This window comes from Cupriavidus sp. FW306-01-F10A, from assembly GCF_058782785.1.
In genome coordinates, this window is sequence record NZ_JBYSYA010000019.1 from 43,572 (window position 1) to 59,399 (window position 15,828).

General features: G+C 69.0%; 13 protein-coding genes. 10 read left to right on the plus strand and 3 right to left on the minus strand.

Annotated elements, in window-relative coordinates:
- The first annotated feature begins 43 nt into the window (after positions 1–43).
- From AC3WLF_RS23490 to AC3WLF_RS23520, 7 genes are all read left to right on the plus strand, one after another.
- Positions 44–673, plus strand: a complete 630-nt coding sequence (locus AC3WLF_RS23490; protein WP_492317360.1) for a LysE family translocator — start codon at positions 44–46, stop codon at positions 671–673.
- A gap of 25 nt (positions 674–698) precedes the next feature.
- A complete protein-coding gene (locus tag AC3WLF_RS23495; RefSeq protein ID WP_035820889.1) occupies positions 699–1,037 on the plus strand; it encodes an antibiotic biosynthesis monooxygenase family protein in 339 nt (112 codons plus the stop codon).
- A gap of 489 nt (positions 1,038–1,526) precedes the next feature.
- Positions 1,527–4,361: a xanthine dehydrogenase family protein molybdopterin-binding subunit gene (locus tag AC3WLF_RS23500; protein WP_492317359.1), complete on the plus strand. Its 2,835-nt coding sequence runs from the start codon at positions 1,527–1,529 to the stop codon at positions 4,359–4,361.
- Positions 4,358–4,918 carry a (2Fe-2S)-binding protein gene (locus AC3WLF_RS23505; protein WP_114135696.1) on the plus strand — a complete coding sequence of 187 codons (561 nt, stop codon included), beginning with the start codon at positions 4,358–4,360 and terminating at the stop codon, positions 4,916–4,918. Before AC3WLF_RS23500 ends, AC3WLF_RS23505 begins: the two co-directional genes overlap by 4 nt.
- Entirely contained in the window at positions 4,918–6,201 is a 1,284-nt protein-coding gene (locus AC3WLF_RS23510) for a c-type cytochrome (RefSeq protein ID WP_492317441.1), read from the plus strand. The genes AC3WLF_RS23505 and AC3WLF_RS23510 overlap by 1 nt, the downstream gene beginning before the upstream one ends.
- A 221-nt stretch (positions 6,202–6,422) precedes the next feature.
- The gene (adh, locus tag AC3WLF_RS23515; RefSeq protein WP_492317358.1) at positions 6,423–7,943 is read left to right on the plus strand and encodes an aldehyde dehydrogenase; all 1,521 of its coding nucleotides are present in this window, start codon (positions 6,423–6,425) and stop codon (positions 7,941–7,943) included.
- 2 nt (positions 7,944–7,945) lie between these two features.
- Positions 7,946–8,347 (plus strand): DUF779 domain-containing protein, encoded by a 402-nt coding sequence (locus AC3WLF_RS23520; protein WP_492317357.1) that lies wholly within the window; start codon positions 7,946–7,948, stop codon positions 8,345–8,347.
- A 96-nt stretch (positions 8,348–8,443) separates the two neighbouring features.
- Here the strand turns inward: AC3WLF_RS23520 and AC3WLF_RS23525 are convergent, their stop codons facing one another.
- Positions 8,444–10,396 (minus strand): sigma-54-dependent Fis family transcriptional regulator, encoded by a 1,953-nt coding sequence (locus AC3WLF_RS23525; RefSeq protein WP_492353067.1) that lies wholly within the window; start codon positions 10,394–10,396, stop codon positions 8,444–8,446.
- A gap of 169 nt (positions 10,397–10,565) precedes the next feature.
- Positions 10,566–10,808, minus strand: a complete 243-nt coding sequence (locus tag AC3WLF_RS23530; RefSeq protein WP_010812795.1) for a hypothetical protein — start codon at positions 10,806–10,808, stop codon at positions 10,566–10,568.
- Positions 10,809–10,998: 190 nt separating this feature from the next.
- Here AC3WLF_RS23530 and AC3WLF_RS23535 point away from each other — a divergent pair, with 190 nt between their 5' ends.
- Genes AC3WLF_RS23535 through AC3WLF_RS23545 form a run of 3 tightly spaced genes read left to right on the plus strand, consistent with a single transcriptional unit; the run spans position 10,999 to position 15,351 of the window.
- Complete coding sequence (locus AC3WLF_RS23535; protein ID WP_492317355.1) at positions 10,999–11,925, plus strand: alpha/beta hydrolase; 927 nt, start codon at positions 10,999–11,001, stop codon at positions 11,923–11,925.
- Positions 11,926–11,955: 30 nt separating this feature from the next.
- Positions 11,956–14,067 carry a penicillin-binding protein 1A gene (locus AC3WLF_RS23540; protein WP_492356023.1) on the plus strand — a complete coding sequence of 704 codons (2,112 nt, stop codon included), beginning with the start codon at positions 11,956–11,958 and terminating at the stop codon, positions 14,065–14,067.
- A gap of 30 nt (positions 14,068–14,097) precedes the next feature.
- Entirely contained in the window at positions 14,098–15,351 is a 1,254-nt protein-coding gene (locus AC3WLF_RS23545) for an arsenic transporter (RefSeq protein WP_492358904.1), read from the plus strand.
- Between the two features lie 9 nt (positions 15,352–15,360).
- On the opposite strand, the gene AC3WLF_RS23550 is transcribed toward AC3WLF_RS23545, so the two are convergent.
- Complete coding sequence (locus tag AC3WLF_RS23550; protein ID WP_492317352.1) at positions 15,361–15,552, minus strand: arsenite efflux pump ArsB; 192 nt, start codon at positions 15,550–15,552, stop codon at positions 15,361–15,363.
- Positions 15,553–15,828: the final 276 nt, after the last annotated feature.

Below are 15,828 nucleotides of genomic sequence, written 5' to 3' on the forward strand. Positions count from 1 at the left end.
AGAATAGCCTGCATGCCTAGTCAACGCTAACCATTTCCTGCACATGATTGCCCTGACCACCCTGTCGATCTTCGCCGCGGCAGTGATGCTGCTGCTCCTGTCACCCGGCCCGAACATGGCCTTCGTGATGGCACATGGCATCACCTATGGCCTTCGGGGCGGCGTTGCGACGGCACTGGGGATTGCCGTGGCCGACCTGATCCTCACGGTCCTGACAGCCACCGGGATCACCGCCCTGGTGATGGCGTGGGCGCCGGCGTTCGACCTGATCCGCTATGCCGGCGCGGCCTATCTGCTGTGGATGGCGGCCAAGGCGCTGCGGCAGCCGCTTGCGCTGAAAGAGGCAGTGGTGACGCAGGCCTCCTTGCGCTCGGTGTTCGTGCGCGCCATGCTCAACAGCCTGCTCAATCCCAAGGCGCTGCTGTTCTTCATGGTCTTCCTGCCGCAGTTCGTGGATCCCGGCAAGGGCGGCGTGGCCCGGCAGCTGCTCGTGCTCGGCCTGGTCCTGACAGTGATCGCCACCGTGTTTCACGCATTGCTCGGCGCGGCTGGCGGCACCGTGCGCCGCTTCCTGTCACGCCATCCCAAGGCGGCAACATTGCAGTCGCGCGGCCTGGCAGCCGTGCTGGTGCTGCTGGCGCTGCGGCTGGTGCTGACCTCACGCCCGGCCTGAAGCCTTTTCCCACGCAGAGCCCCTGATGTATATCGCAGCCTTTATTTACCGGCCCGGCCAGGCCGATGACGAGTTCCACCGCCTTAGCGCCCTGATCGACGAGATCGCCGCCGGCATACCCGGCTTTGTCGGTGCCGAGTCCTGGCGTTCGCCGGATGGCCAGTTGTCCAACGCCAGCTACTACTGGCGCGACAAGGACTCCCTGCAGGCCTTCGCCACCCACCCGCGGCACCTGGACGCCAAGCGCCAGTACCGCAAGTGGTATGACGGCTATCACGTGGTGATATCCGAAGTGCAGCGCGCCTATGGCGACGGTTCGCTCCAGCACTTCGTGCCCGACAGCCGGCGCCAGCGGCAGGGCTAGACGCCTTCACCTGTCCGGCCGGTCTTTGCACGGCCGGCCGCACGCCAGGATATGAATGATTCTGGCGGCGATCTGAATTCTTTCGATCCCTGCCGCCGCCCGCGCGGCATGGATCTGCCTGTCTCTTCGTGCAGATAACGGCTCCAGGCATGGCTCGCGGCACCGGCCCGCGCCATGACGCAATGCACAACCGCGCGGCCGCGGGTATCAACCCCTGCTGATAACCGCTATTCCACACCTCGACTTGCGGTATACCCTGACGTCAACGCACAATCGCCCGGTCAGCGCGCCAGGCCGTGCCACGACAGATAACAAGACATTGCCCCACCTCTCACCAGCCCTCTCCGGCGCCACGGCTACGCAGCCAGGCCCACGCACGCGGCATCGCCGCATGCAGCCAGGCACTGCTTCGGCCATCTTGTCACGATCCCCGTTGATCCCACACGTCGCGCGCCGGCTGCAGTAGCAGCGCATTCCCGAGGAATCCTTATGCCCAGCTTCAACCCTTCACGGCGCACTTTCCTGAAAGCCAGCGTCGTGGCCGGGGTGTCGGTCTATATCGCACCCATCGGCGGCAAAGCCTTCGCGGCATTGTTCGAAGACAAGCTCCTGACCCCGGTCCAGTGGGACCCCAAGGCCGGCGTCCCGAAATTCCGCATCGACGGCATTGCCAAGGTCACCGGCGCCAAGGTGTTCGCGCGCGATATCCGCTCGCGCGACATGCCGCACTGGCCGCAGCAGCAATCGCACGCCTTCATCCTGCGCGCCACGCAGGCCGACCGCACCTATGAGGGCTTCGACCTCGCCGCGCTCGGCGACGACCTGATGCCTGACCGCGTGGTCACCGCGGAAGACCTCGCCCGCGACGGCGTGGCCTTCCCCGCGTTCTACGGCGCAGACATGCTGCTGCCCGCGGGCAAGACTCCGGCCTACCTGGGCCATGCGGTGGCGATCCTGATCTACCACGACTTCGCGCGCTTCCGCTTTGCCAAGGACAAGCTCAAGTTCCGCGACGACGTGATCCGCTACGGCGCCAAAACCGGCGCGCTGGAACGCGATCCGTGGGGCACCTTCCGCTTCGTGCGCGTGGGCGGCACCACGCCGTATGACGACGACGTGTTCTCCAGCCTGAAGAACGCGCCGGTGTTCCCCAGCATGATGCGCAAGCACCAGCCGGTGTGGCCGGACGGCAAGGACCACGGCCAGCTCGGCGAACAGGGCATGTACCACGCCGACGCGATCCGCGCGCAGCTGGCCAGGCCGCCCGAGGACTGGCTGGTGCTGGAGCGTGAGTACAACTCGCAGTCGGTCGATACCGCGGCGCTGGAGCCCGACAACGCCAACTGCTGGTACGACGCCGCGGCGCAGGCGCTGCACCTGGTGGTGCCGACGCAGTCCCCGATCGAGGTCGCCGAGAGCGCGGCCGAGATGCTGGCGAAGGCCAAGGGCGCGTTCCCGGTGAAGCAGGTGTTCCTGCACCCGTGCTACACCGTGGGCTACGGCTCCAAGGACCACTACAACTTCCCGTTCTACGGCCTGGTCACGGCGCTCTATGCCGAGGGCAAGCCGGTGTGCCTGGCCAACGACCGCTACGAGCAGTTCCAGACCTCGATCAAGCGCCACGCCTTCAAGATGCGCTACCGCATCGCGGTGGACCGCAAGACCGGGCTGTTCCAGGCCTTCCAGGGCGACCTGGAGGCCAACGGCGGCGGCCGCGCCAACTTCTCGCCCTCGGTGGCGATGGTGGGCGCCACCGCCGCGCAATCGATCTACTACTTCCCGAAGAACGACCTGACCGCGGTGGCAATCGCCTCGCGCGCCATCGACGCAGGCTCAGCGCGCGGCTACGGCACGCTGCAGAGCATGGCCGCGACCGAGATGATGGTCGACGAGTTCGCCGAGCAGCTCAAGCTCGACCCGATCGAGTTCCGGCTGAAGAACGCCTTGCGCTCGGGCATGAAGAACACGCAGGGCGCGATCCCGGCCGGCGCGATCCGTGTCGATGAAGTGCTGGAAGCCGCGAAGGTCCATCCGTTGTGGACCGGCCGCGCGAAGAAGAAGGCGGAGTACGAAGCCGCCAACCCCGGCCGCCGCTACGGCGTGGGCTTTGCCTGCGTGCAGAAGGACTTCGGCACCGGTGCCGAAGCTTCGTTTGCCAGGGTCGAGATGAAGGCCGACGGCAGCATCGCGCTGCACCACTCCGGCGCCGAGATCGGCACCGGCATGTCGACCTCGCAGGCCGCCGCGGTGGCGCGCTGGCTGGGCAAGCCCGCGGCCGAGGTGCGTACCTCGGTCACCGATTGGGCCGACCTGCCGGTGGTGACCTCGGGCGACCCGTACCTGATGAGCCAGGCCGAGCAGGACCGGCTGTGCGCCAACCCGCGCTGGTCGCCGTCGTACGCTTCGCCCGCCAGCGCCACCAACTCGGCCTACTACTTCACCCACAGCACGCGCGAAGCCGCGCGCGTGATCTTCATGCACGGCCTGTGGCCGGCGGCGATGGCGATCTGGAGCCAGGGTATCGGCGGCGGCCAGGCGGCCTCGCTGGTAGTGCGCGTGGAAGACGCGCGCTGGGTCGAGGGCAAGCTCAGCGCCGGCGGCCTGCAGGCGCTGCCGCTGGAGCAGCTGGCAGCCAAGGCGCATGAGATGGGCCTGGTCACCGGCGCCACCGTGCACGTCTTCAACCGCTGGCAGTGGAGCGAGGCCGATTTCGACATCAGCGGGCACGCCGCGCGGCTGCCGGTGGATGGCCTGTCGGTACGCTACGGCGATGGCGCCGACGGCGCGCGCAAGGCGCGCATGCGCACCAGCGGCGGCTACGACGTGCTCGACCGAAAGAAGGTCTACGTCGCGACCACCCAGCGCAACAATGCCTCGGTCACGTACTACAGCGCGGTCGGCACCTTGGTCGAGCTGTCGGTGCATGAGGCCAGCGGCAAGGTCGAGGTGCTGTCGCACCACTCCATCATGGAGTGCGGTACGCAGCTGTCGCCGCAACTGGTGTCCGGCCAGCTGCAGGGGGGCATCGCCATGGGCATCGGCCACGCGCTGCATGAAACCCTGCCGCTCTACGAGGACGGCCCTGGCAACGGCACCTGGAACTTCAACCGCTACCACCTGCCGCGCGCCAGCGACGTGGCGGTGTGGACCCAGACCGGCACGGTGCTGCCGCCCGTCTCTGAAACCGACCCGCCCAAGGGCATCGCCGAGGTGGTGATGATCCCGGTGGTGGGCGCCATCGTCAACGGCATCGCGCATGCCATCGGCCACCGCTTCACCGACCTGCCGGTCACGGCCGAAAAGATCCAGGAGGTACTGGCATGAGCATCGCCACCCAACCGCTTTCCCTGAACATCAACGGCAAGGAGGTCGGCCCGCTCGACGTGCCCGAAGGCCTGATGATGATCGACTTCCTGCATGAATACCTGGACCTGACCGGCTCGCGCCTGGGCTGCGGCCAGGGCATCTGCCATGCCTGCGTGGTGATCCACGACAAGGCCGACGGCACCAGCGAGGAAGTGCGCAGCTGCATCACCGGCGCGCACTGGTTCCAGGGCCGCAAGGTGCGCACCGTGGAAGGCCACGGCAAGCGCAACGAGAAAGGCGAGGTGGTGGAGCTGACGCCAGTGCAGCAGAAGTTCCTGGACCACTTCAGCTTCCAGTGCGGCTATTGCACGCCGGGCTTCGTCAACGGCGCCACCATCCTGGTGGAACAGCTCAAGCGCAAGCCGGTGGCGAAGGACAAGGTAGACGAGACCATCACCACCGCGCTGGACGGTCATATCTGCCGCTGCACGGGCTATGTGCGCTACTTCGAGGCCGTGAAGGACGTGATCACCAGCACGCCTGGACTGGTCAAGGACAGCGGGAGCGCCAAGTGATGCAGCGCCCCGCCTTCCTGAATTTCGCCCGCGCGGCCCTTGCCGCGCTGGCCGCCGCAACGCTGGTGGCCGGTTGTGGCGGCAACACCGAAGCCGTCGCGCCTGCCGCCGACCAGGCGCCCAAGGGCCAGCTGCCGCCCGCCGAACAGATCGCGCGCGGCCGCTACCTGGTGCGCGCGGCCGACTGCGCCGCCTGCCATACCGCGTCGCAGGGCGCGCCGTTTGCCGGCGGCGTTGAGCTGGCCTCGCCGTTCGGCAAGTTCTACGGCACCAACATCACGCCCGACAAGACCCACGGCATCGGCAACTGGAGCGCAGACGACTTCTACACCGCGCTGCATGACGGCAAGACCCCGGACAAGCACCTCTATCCGGCGATGCCGTACACCTCGTACCGCGGGCTGTCGCGCGCGGATACCGATGCCATGTATGCCTACCTGATGCAGGTGAAGCCGGCCGCGGTGCCGAACCGCCCGCACGACCTGCAGTTCCCGTACAACCTGCGCTTTGCGCTGGCGGGCTGGAACCTGCTGTTCCTGGAGGACAAGCTGCCCGATGCCTCCGCCGGCAATTCCGAGTCGTGGCAGCGCGGCCGCTACCTGTCCAATGCGCTCGGCCATTGCGCCGAGTGCCATACGCCGCGCGCCGCGTTCGGCCGGCTGGACCTGTCGAAGCCGCTGGCCGGCGCCGCGCTGGCACGCGTGGGCGCGCCGGAAATCACCCCGGCCGGGCTGGCCGCACGCGGCTGGACCGCGGCCGACCTGCAGCAGTTCTTTGCCATTGGCATCGCGCCACAAGGCTCGGCCTTCGGCGAGATGTACCCGGTGGTGCATCTGAGCAGCCAGTACCTGAACCAGGGCGACCTGGCGGCGATGACGACCTACCTGCTGGGCGACAAGCCGCCCGCACCGCAGCCGGTCAAGCCCGTCAACGCCGATGCCGCGCAACTGGCGCCGGGCCGCCGCCACTATGTGGCGGTCTGCGCCGGTTGCCACGGCCGCGAGGGCGAAGGCAAGCCGCACGTGGCGGTATCGATGGCCGGCAACTCGACCGTGCGCAACACCGACGCGCGCAACCTGATCGTGTCGATGCTCGACGGCATCGAGGCGCAGCGCTTCCCCGGCCTGGAGGCCATGCAGGACATGCCGGGCTTTGCCGCGCGCATGAGCGACGAAGAACTGGCGCAGCTGGCCAACTACCTGCGCGCCACCTGGGGCGGCCAGCCGGCCGACGTGACGCCCGCCGCGGTCAAGGCGCTGCGCGCTGCAGGCTCCGGGCACTGAAGCCCTGCCCCGGGTGTTCCATTCTGGAACACCCGGTGTCACGCGCTGGCACAGCCGTGCCGGCGCGTGACATCTCCCACCCGTGCCACGCGCACTCGCCCCTCGCTTTTCCCCGTTTTTTCGTTCGATTCACGCCCCGGCACAGCTCTTGCGATCTGCCTGCCGTGCGCACGGCCGGAATGCCGTGACGACACCACAGAAATCTCTGAACGGAGCGAGACATGAACATGGCGGAAATCGCCCAGCTGGGCGTCAGCAACCCCTACAAGCAGCAGTACGAGAACTACATCGGCGGCGCCTGGGTGCCGCCCGCCGGCGGCGAGTACTTCGAATCGATCACGCCGATCACCGGCAAGCCGTTCACGCGCGTGCCGCGTTCCGGCCAGCAGGATGTCGACGCCGCGCTGGACGCCGCGCACGCCGCCAAGGCCGCGTGGGCTCGCACCTCGACCACCGAGCGCGCCAATATCCTGAACCGCATCGCCGACCGCATCGAGGCCAACCTGAAGCTGCTGGCCGTGGCCGAGAGCATCGACAACGGCAAGCCGGTGCGTGAAACCACCGCCGCCGACCTGCCGCTGGCGGTCGACCACTTCCGCTACTTTGCCGGCTGCATCCGTGCGCAGGAAGGCGGCATCTCCGAGATCGACGCCGACACCATTGCCTACCATTTCCATGAGCCGCTGGGCGTGGTCGGCCAGATCATCCCGTGGAACTTCCCGCTGCTGATGGCCACCTGGAAGCTGGCGCCGGCGCTGGCCGCCGGCAACTGCGTGGTGCTCAAGCCCGCGGAGCAGACGCCGGCCTCGATCCTGGTGCTGATGGAAGTGATCGGCGACCTGCTGCCGCCGGGCGTGGTCAATGTGATCAACGGCTTCGGCCTGGAAGCCGGCAAGCCGCTGGCATCGAGCCCCCGCATCAGCAAGGTGGCCTTCACCGGCGAGACCACCACCGGCCGGCTGATCATGCAGTACGCGTCGCAGAACCTGATCCCGGTGACGCTGGAACTGGGCGGCAAGTCGCCCAACATCTTCTTCGAGGATGTGCTGGCCGCCGACGACGCCTTCTTCGACAAGGCGCTGGAAGGCTTTGCCATGTTCGCGCTGAACCAGGGCGAGGTCTGCACCTGCCCGTCGCGCGCACTGATCCAGGAATCGATCTACGACCGCTTCATGGAGCGCGCGCTCAAGCGCGTGGCCGCGATCCGCCAAGGCCATCCGCTCGACACCGGCACCATGATCGGCGCGCAGGCGTCCGCCGAACAGCTGGAGAAGATCCTGTCGTACATCGACCTGGGCCGCAAGGAAGGCGCGCAGTGCCTCACCGGCGGCGAGCGCAACGTGCTGGACGGCGATCTCGCGGGCGGCTACTACGTCAAGCCGACCGTGTTCGCCGGCCACAACAAGATGCGCATCTTCCAGGAAGAGATCTTCGGGCCGGTGGTATCGGTGACCACCTTCAAGGATGAGGAAGAGGCGCTGGCCATCGCCAATGACACGCTCTACGGGCTCGGCGCGGGTGTCTGGACACGCGACGGGGCGCGCGCATTCCGCATGGGCCGCGGCATCCAGGCAGGGCGCGTGTGGACCAACTGCTACCACGCCTACCCCGCGCATGCGGCATTCGGGGGCTACAAGCAGTCCGGCATCGGCCGCGAGAACCATCGCATGATGCTCGACCACTACCAGCAGACCAAGAACCTGCTGGTGAGCTACAGCCCCAACGCGCTCGGGTTCTTCTGACCATGGCGGGCTCGACGTCCGCTCCCGCCACCGCGCCGGTCGCACGCGTGGTGGCAACCCCGGCCGCGCTCGCGCTGATCGCGGAACTGGCCGCGCGGCATGGCCCGCTGATGTTCCATCAGTCCGGCGGCTGCTGCGACGGCAGCGCGCCGATGTGCTACCCCGCCGGCGAACTGCTGGTGGGGCAAGCCGATGTCTGCCTGGGCGAGATCAGCGGCGCGCAGTTCTACATGACGCGGGCGCAGTTCGAGTACTGGCAGCACACGCGGCTGGTGATCGATGTGGTGCCGGGTGCGGGCGGGATGTTCTCGCTGGAGGGACGGACGGGGAAGCGGTTCCTGACCCGGTCGGAGCTGTTCAGCGATGAAGAGGCCGCGTGGCTCGCGGCGCAGCCGGGGTTGTGAGGATGATTGCTTGCTGATGTCGGTAGTTGCTTGCCGACGGAGTGCTCCCTCTCCCGCAAGCGGGAGAGGGAGCAAACAAGCAGGATAGGAAGTCCTTCAGCGCTCCGCTTCCTCGCCGCCTTCCAACCCCTCCCTCAACCTCCGATAGATCGTATTGCGCGACACCCCCAGCTCACGCGCCGCGTGGCTGACATTGCCGCCGTGCCTGGCGAGCGCCTGTCGGATCAGGCCTGCTTCCCAGTCGCGCATGCGGGCGGACTTTGATGGCGCCGGCGCCTGCACGGCAGCCGCCGCGTCACAGCGCTCCGCCTCATCGCCGCACTCCTGCTCAAACCCTTCCGGCAGGTGTTCCACCCCGATCTCCACCTCCCCTTCGGCCAGGATCGCCGCGGTGCGCAGCACGTTGGCAAGCTGCCGGATATTGCCCGGCCACGGGTGCCGGCGCAGCAGCGCCAGCACCTGCGCGTCGACATGCACCGGGGACGGCAGGCCGGCTTCTTCGCACTGCCGCTGCAGGATGCGATCGACCAGCAGCGGCAGGTCGCTGCGCTCGCATAGCGGCGGCAGGGTCACGGCCAGCGCATTGATGCGGTAGTACAGGTCTTCGCGGAAAGCGCCATCGGCAATCATCGCGCGCAGGTCGCGGTGGGTGGCGCAGACCACGCGCACATCGACCGGCAGCGCGCGAGCGCTGCCCAACGGGGTGACCGCGCGCTCCTGCAGCACGCGCATCAGCCGCACCTGCTGTGCCAGCGGCATGTCGCCGATCTCGTCCAGGAACAGCGTGCCGCCGTGTGCCTGCACGACCTTGCCCTCGCTGCCGCGGCGACGCGCGCCGGTGAAGGCGCCTTCTTCATAGCCGAACAGTTCGGCCTCGATCAGCGATTCGGGGATGGCCGCGCAGTTGACCGCGACGAAAGGCCCGCCGGCGCGCGGCGAGGCGGCGTGGATGGCGCGCGCCAGCCACTCCTTGCCGGTGCCGGTGCGGCCCTGGACCAGGATGGTGATATCGCGCCCGCTGACCTTGCGCACGCGGCGCAGCACCGCGGCCACGGCGGCGTCGCCGGTATCGAGCGCGGCCAGTGCCGGCGGCAGCGGGTCTTCGGCGCTGGGCTGGCGCACCGCGATGGGCGCGGCCAGGTATTCGATGCGGGCAAACACCTGCACCCGGCTGGGCAGCGTCAGCGTCTGCAGCGACCCCGCCGCGCCGCTGCGCACCTGCATCGCCACGCGCACGGGCTGGCCGAACAACCCGGCAAAACTGGCCGCCGCCAGCGCGTGCGGGGCCAGCCCCAGCTGGAACAGGCCGCTGCGGTTGGCAGCCAGGAAGGCGCCGTCGGGCGAGAACGCCGCCATGCCCTCGAACAGCGTGCCGACGAACTCGGGCCGCGCATGGAAGCGCACCAGCAGCGCGTCCGGGAAGTGGTTCGCAAACAGGTGGTTCTCGATCATCTGCGCCGACATCCGCACCAGCGCCATGGTGTGCCGGTGGAAGCCGCGATGATCGCCGCTGACATCGAGCGCGCCCAGGATGGCACCGGTCGGGCTGGCGATCGGGGCGCAGGAGCAGGTCAGCTGGTGGTTGGACTCGAGGAAATGCTCGCTGGCGTGGATCAGGGTGGGACGGGCCTCGGCCAGTGCGGTGCCGATGGCATTGGTGCCCTTGCTCGGCTCCGACCACGATACCCCCGGTGCCAGCGCCACGCGCCGCGCCCGCGCGACGAATTCGCCGTCGCCCAGGCTGTGCAGGATCACTCCGCTGCTGTCGGTCAGCAGCACCATGCTGTCGGTATTGGCGATCTGCGCGTGCAGGGTCTCCATCACCGGCAAGGCATGGCGGTACAGGTCGCGGCTGGCGTCCACCAGCTCACCCAGCGCGCGCGGGCTGACGGCATCGAAGCCGGGCGCATGGCGCACATCCAGCCCGAAGCCGGCCGAACGCGCATGCGCGCGGGCGATCAGGCCAGCGCGGTCGGCATCGGCCGGGTCGACATGGGCAGCCTGGCGGGCAACATCGGAAAGCGCAGCGGGATGGGCGGCACGGTGCATGGCGGCGGGTCTCCTGTATCAGCAGGCGGCGCGCGTCGCGGCCGCTGCCTGCCGTCCCGTGGCGCGTGCCGTGCAGCTCAGGTGCGGCGGCAGGCCGGGCGGCTGTAGTCCGGCAACCTTATCACAGGCTCCCGGCCATGTATTGCCCCCGCGCCATGCCGGGCCGGGGTCAGCGTTTTTCGTCGAGCAGGTCGTTCAGGATCTCGTCGAAGGTGGCCTGGGCATCTTCCAGCGCCTGCAGCGCCGCATCGAACGTCTGCAGCGCAAGCTTGGATGGCTTGCCGCTGCCCTGCGGCGGATAGTGGGCCTGCAAGGCGGTGAAGGCCACCTGCACCTGCCGCGTGGCCGCGACCACGCGCTCCATCGCCTGCGCCTCTTCGGCGCGGTATTGCTCGTGTTTCTGCTCGCTCATGCCTGTTTGCTCCGTATGCGCGCCGTCTCGGGAGGGGGTGCGCGCGCGTGAATGAGGTATATCGTACAAGAACTGCGCCGGCCGGCTTGCGCTACACGCTCGCGCCTGACAAAAATGAGGTAGGCTGCGCGGCTGGGCGGCAAGGCCGGCGCTGGTGCGCCTCGCCTGGCAGCGACACTGAAGACTAGCCATGCCATTGATCACCCGCCGTACGCTGGCAGCCGCGCTGATGACTGCCAGTGGCTTCGCCTGCTACTGGACCTACCTGACGCTCAACCAGGAGCGGCTGCTGTTCGATGCGCGCCGGCGTCCGCCGCGCGACCTGCCCGACGGCATCATTGGCTACTCGCACCTGATCCCCGGCGGCGTGGTGCGCGGCTACATCTACCATAGCCCCGGCGACAACGTGCGCGACCTGCTGTTCTACCTGCCCGGGCGTGGCGAGGATGTGCTCGAAACGCTGCAGTACGCGCGCTGGCTGCCCGCCGGCATGGCCTTCGCCACCTATGACTACCGCGGCCTGGGACACTCCGACGGCCTGCCGTCCGAGGGCGCCGCAGTGGCCGACGCCAGCCAGTTCCTGCTGCATGCGCGGCGTGTCTTCCCCGACACCCGCGTGCATGTGGTGGGGCGCAGCCTGGGCACCGGCGTCGCGATCCAGCTGGCGGACCTGCAGGACTTCGACAGCCTGCAACTGATCACGCCCTACGACTCGCTGCTTGAACTGGTGCGCAAGCGCTTCCCGCTGGTGCCGCTGCGCCAGCTGATGCGCCACCATTTCGATTCGATCTCGCATTGCAAGAAGGTCGTGCAGAGCACCAAGGTGCTGCTGGCCGAGACCGATGAAGTCGTGCCCCATGAATGCTCGGAGCGGCTCATGGCCGCCTGGCCCGGCCCGGTGGCGCTGCAGACCGTGCCAGCCACGAATCACTTCACCATTATCGAACGCGAGGAAACCTGGCTGGCGCTGTGCGAATTTGCCCGGCATCACGGCCAGGCCAGGCTGCGCGTGGCTACGGCCCAGCCCGCCCCGCCTACCCCGCCGGCCACCACCGGCACGCCGCCCATCGATCATGACGAGCTCGGCAACCCGTTGCCGCTGGCGGCCAGCCGCTAAGGTCAGTCAGGCAGCGGGTAAAATGCGCGCATGAAAAAAATCGCAGTCAAGGCAGGCGGTGCCGTACTGGCGCTGGCTGCAGCCGGTGCCTTGCTTGCCGGCTTTGCCGCGGTGGTAAGCCTGCGGCAGCTTCCCCCAGTCGACGCCCTGCGCGACTACCGGCCCGACGTGCCCCTGCGGATCTACACCAGCGACAACGTGCAGATCGGCGAGTTCGGCAGCGAGCACCGCGAGTTCATCCCCTTCGGGCAGATGCCGTCGCGCATGGTCCAGGCGCTGCTGGCAGCCGAGGACGACCAGTTCTACGAGCACGAGGGTGTCGACATGCCCGGCGTGCTGCGCGCCGCGCTGGCCAACCTGGGCCAGGGCTATGCGCAGGGCGCGTCCACCATCACCATGCAGGTGGCGCGCAATTTCTACCTGTCGCGCGAGAAGACGCTGGCGCGCAAGTGGTATGAAATGCTGCTGGCCTGGCGCATCGACCAGACCCTGCCCAAGGACCGCATCCTTGAGCTGTACATGAACCAGGTCTACCTGGGCGAGCATGCCTACGGCTTCGGCAGCGCCGCGCATGCGTACTTCGGCAAGCCGCTGGCGTCGTTGTCGCTAGCCGAGACGGCGATGCTGGCGGGGCTGCCCAAGGCCCCCTCGTCCATCAACCCGGTGGTCAACTTCGCGCGCGCCAAGCGGCGCCAGGAATATGTGCTGGGCCGCATGCTGGCGCTGGGCATGATCAGCCAGGACGACTACCGCGAGGCCCGCGCCGCGCGCCTGGCGGTCTCCGACGACAGCCCCGGCAGCTTTGCCGGGCATGCCGAGTACGTGGCCGAACTCGCGCGCCAGCTGGCGCGCGAGCGCTTTGGCGACGAGGCCTACACGCGCGGCCTGAACGTCTACACCACGGTGTCGTCGGTGCGCCAGACGCTGGCCTACGATGCGGTGCACGGCGGGTTGGAAGGCTACGCGCGGCGCCACCGCAAGTTCGTCAAGGACCTGCCGCAGGGCCCGCAGGGTGCGCTGGTATCGCTGGACAGCGCCACCGGCGCGATCGAGGCGATGGTGGGCGGCGCCGACTTTGCCACCAGCCGCTTCAACCACGCCACCCAGGCGCAGCGCCAGCCGGGCTCGACCTTCAAGCCCTTCGTCTATGCGGCGGCACTGGAGCGCGGCGTGTCGCCCGGCACGCTGATCAACGACGCGCCGCTGCCCAATGGTTCGCGCTGGCAGCCGTCCAATGACGACGGGCGCTTTGTCGGCCCCATCACCGTGCGCCAGGCGCTGGCCGAATCGCGCAATCTGCCGGCGATCCGCACACTGCAGGCGATCGGCATCCCGTACACGGTGGAGTTCGCCAGCCGCTTCGGCTTCGCGCCCAGGCGGCTGCCGCGCTACCTGCCGCTGGCACTGGGCACCGGCACCACTTCGCCGCTGCGCCTGGCCGCGGCCTATGGCGTTTTTGCCAACGGCGGCCACCGCATCGAGCCCTACCTGATCGCGCGCATCACCGACAGCGAGGGCAAGGTGCTGTTCTCTGCCGAGCCGGACGACGCCGCGGACAGCCCGGCCCCGCCGCGCGTGATCAGCGCCCGCAACGCCTTTGTCATGGACAGCCTGCTGCGCAGCGTGGTCGACGACGGCACCGGCGCCGGCGTGCGCCGCTACCTGCGCCGCGCCGACGTGGCCGGCAAGACCGGCACCACCAACGACTCGGTCGACGGCTGGTTCGCGGGCTACGCCGGCGGCGTCGTCACGGTGGCGTGGATGGGCTACGACGACAACCGCAGCCTGGGCGAGCATGAATTCGGCGCCACCACCGCGCTGCCGGTGTGGGCCGCCTATATGGAGGGCCGCCTTGCGGGCGCGCCCGTGCCTGAAGCCGAAGCGCCCGCCGGCGTGGTCCGCGTGGGCGATGACTGGATGTACGCGGAGTATGCCGATGGCAGCCACGGCATCGCCGCTATCGGCTTCCCGCCGCCGGCACCCGCGGCGGCGCCGGTGGTCGATCCGGTCGCCAGCAACCTCGGCGGGACCGCGGCCCCGGCCCCGGCTGCCCCCGCGCCGACACCCGTCACCAGCGAGGCAACTGGCCTGCCGGCGCCCGGCGCTGCCACGCCGGCCGTCCCCGCGGACGCCAGGCTGTAGACTTCCGGCTTTCCACTGTCCCCGATCCCGATGTCCAGCCACGCCCCGCTGCTGATCTGGTCGGTCGCCGCGCTGACCACGGCCGGCGTCCTGTTCCGCCCGTTCCGCCTGCCCGAAGCCTTCTGGGCCGCCGCCGGCGCCCTGCTGCTGTGCGTCACCGGCCTGATGACGCTGCCCGACGCGCTGGCGGCAGTGCTGCGCGGCTACGACGTGTACCTGTTTCTCGCGGGCATGATGCTGGTCTCAGAGCTGGCCCGCAAGACCGGGCTGTTCGACCACGTCGCCGCGCTCGCCGTGCGCCGGGCGCGCGGCTCGGCGCCGCGGCTGTTTCTGCTGGTGTACGGCTTCGGCACGCTGGTGACGGCCTTCATGTCCAACGACGCCACCGCCGTGGTGCTGACGCCCGCGGTGCTGGCCGCCACCCGCGCCGCGCGGGTCCGGCATCCGCTGCCCTACCTGTACGCGTGCGCCTTCATCGCCAATGCCGCCAGCTTCGTGCTGCCGATCTCCAACCCGGCCAACCTGGTCATCTTCGGCGAACGCATGCCGCCGCTGGCGGGCTGGCTGGCGAGCTTCGCGCTGCCGTCGCTGGCCGCGGTGCTGGCCACGCTGGCGGCGCTGTGGTGGACCCAGCGCGCGGCACTGGCCGAGCCCATCGAACATGACGTGCCGGTGCCGCCGCTGTCGCCGCAGGCCCGGCTGGCCGCGCTGGGCATCGTGCTGACCGGCCTGATCCTGCTGGTGGCCTCGCTGCGCGGCAACGACCTGGGCTGGCCGACCTGCGCGGCGGGCGTGGCCACGCTGCTGCTGGTCTGCGCGACCCGGCGCGAGTTGCTGGTGTCGGCGCTGCGCGAGGTGTCATGGGGGGTGTTGCCGATGGTGGCGGGGCTGTTCGTGCTGGTCGCGGCACTGGAGCAGACCGTGGTGATCGGCCAGCTGGCCGATGCCGTCGCAGCGGCGTCGCGCGACGGCGGCGCGCTGGCCCTGCTGGGCGTGGGCGCGGTGGTGGCGCTGGCGGGCAATATCGCCAACAACCTGCCGGCCGGCCTGATCGCCGCCTCGGCGCTGGCGAGCGGACACGCCTCGCATGCCGTGACCGGTGCCGTGCTGGTCGGCATTGACCTTGGCCCCAACCTGTCCGTCACCGGCTCGCTGGCCACGCTGCTGTGGCTCACGGCGCTGCGGCGCGAAGGGCATATGGTCAGCGCCGGCCAGTTCCTGCGCGTGGGGGCCGTGGTGATGCCGGCAGCGATGCTGCCGGCACTGGCGCTCTTGCTTCTTTGAACAGCTGGCTCAGCTGGTGGCGGCGTCATTGGCCGCGGGGATGTCGGCGGGCTGCAGCAGGGACCGGCGCAGGCCGGTCGCGCCATGGCGCACGGCACTGGCGTGGTGTTCCGCCACGCCAGTTTCCACCGGCGTGGCCGGCAGCGGCACTGTGACCACATGGAGCAGCATCAGGCTGCTGCACGGAAAGGCAATCGGCATGATGACGTTATTCCCGACAAAGAGTCAGGCCGCGCTGCAGCGGCCGGGTGCCGGCGGCTTTATGGCGGGCTGCCTGGCGTTGTGTAGACATTATGTGCGCTTGTCGGCGTTGTGCGGCGCGGGCTTTAGCGATGTCATGAACTATTCACGGAGCAACGCCGGCTTGTGGCGTAATCGGCCCACCGCGCCGCATCCTGCCGCGCCCCGCGCGGGTTGTGAGGCCACGGCATCTGCCATATAGTGAATCCGGCACACCCGCTGCGCAGTCATCCATCC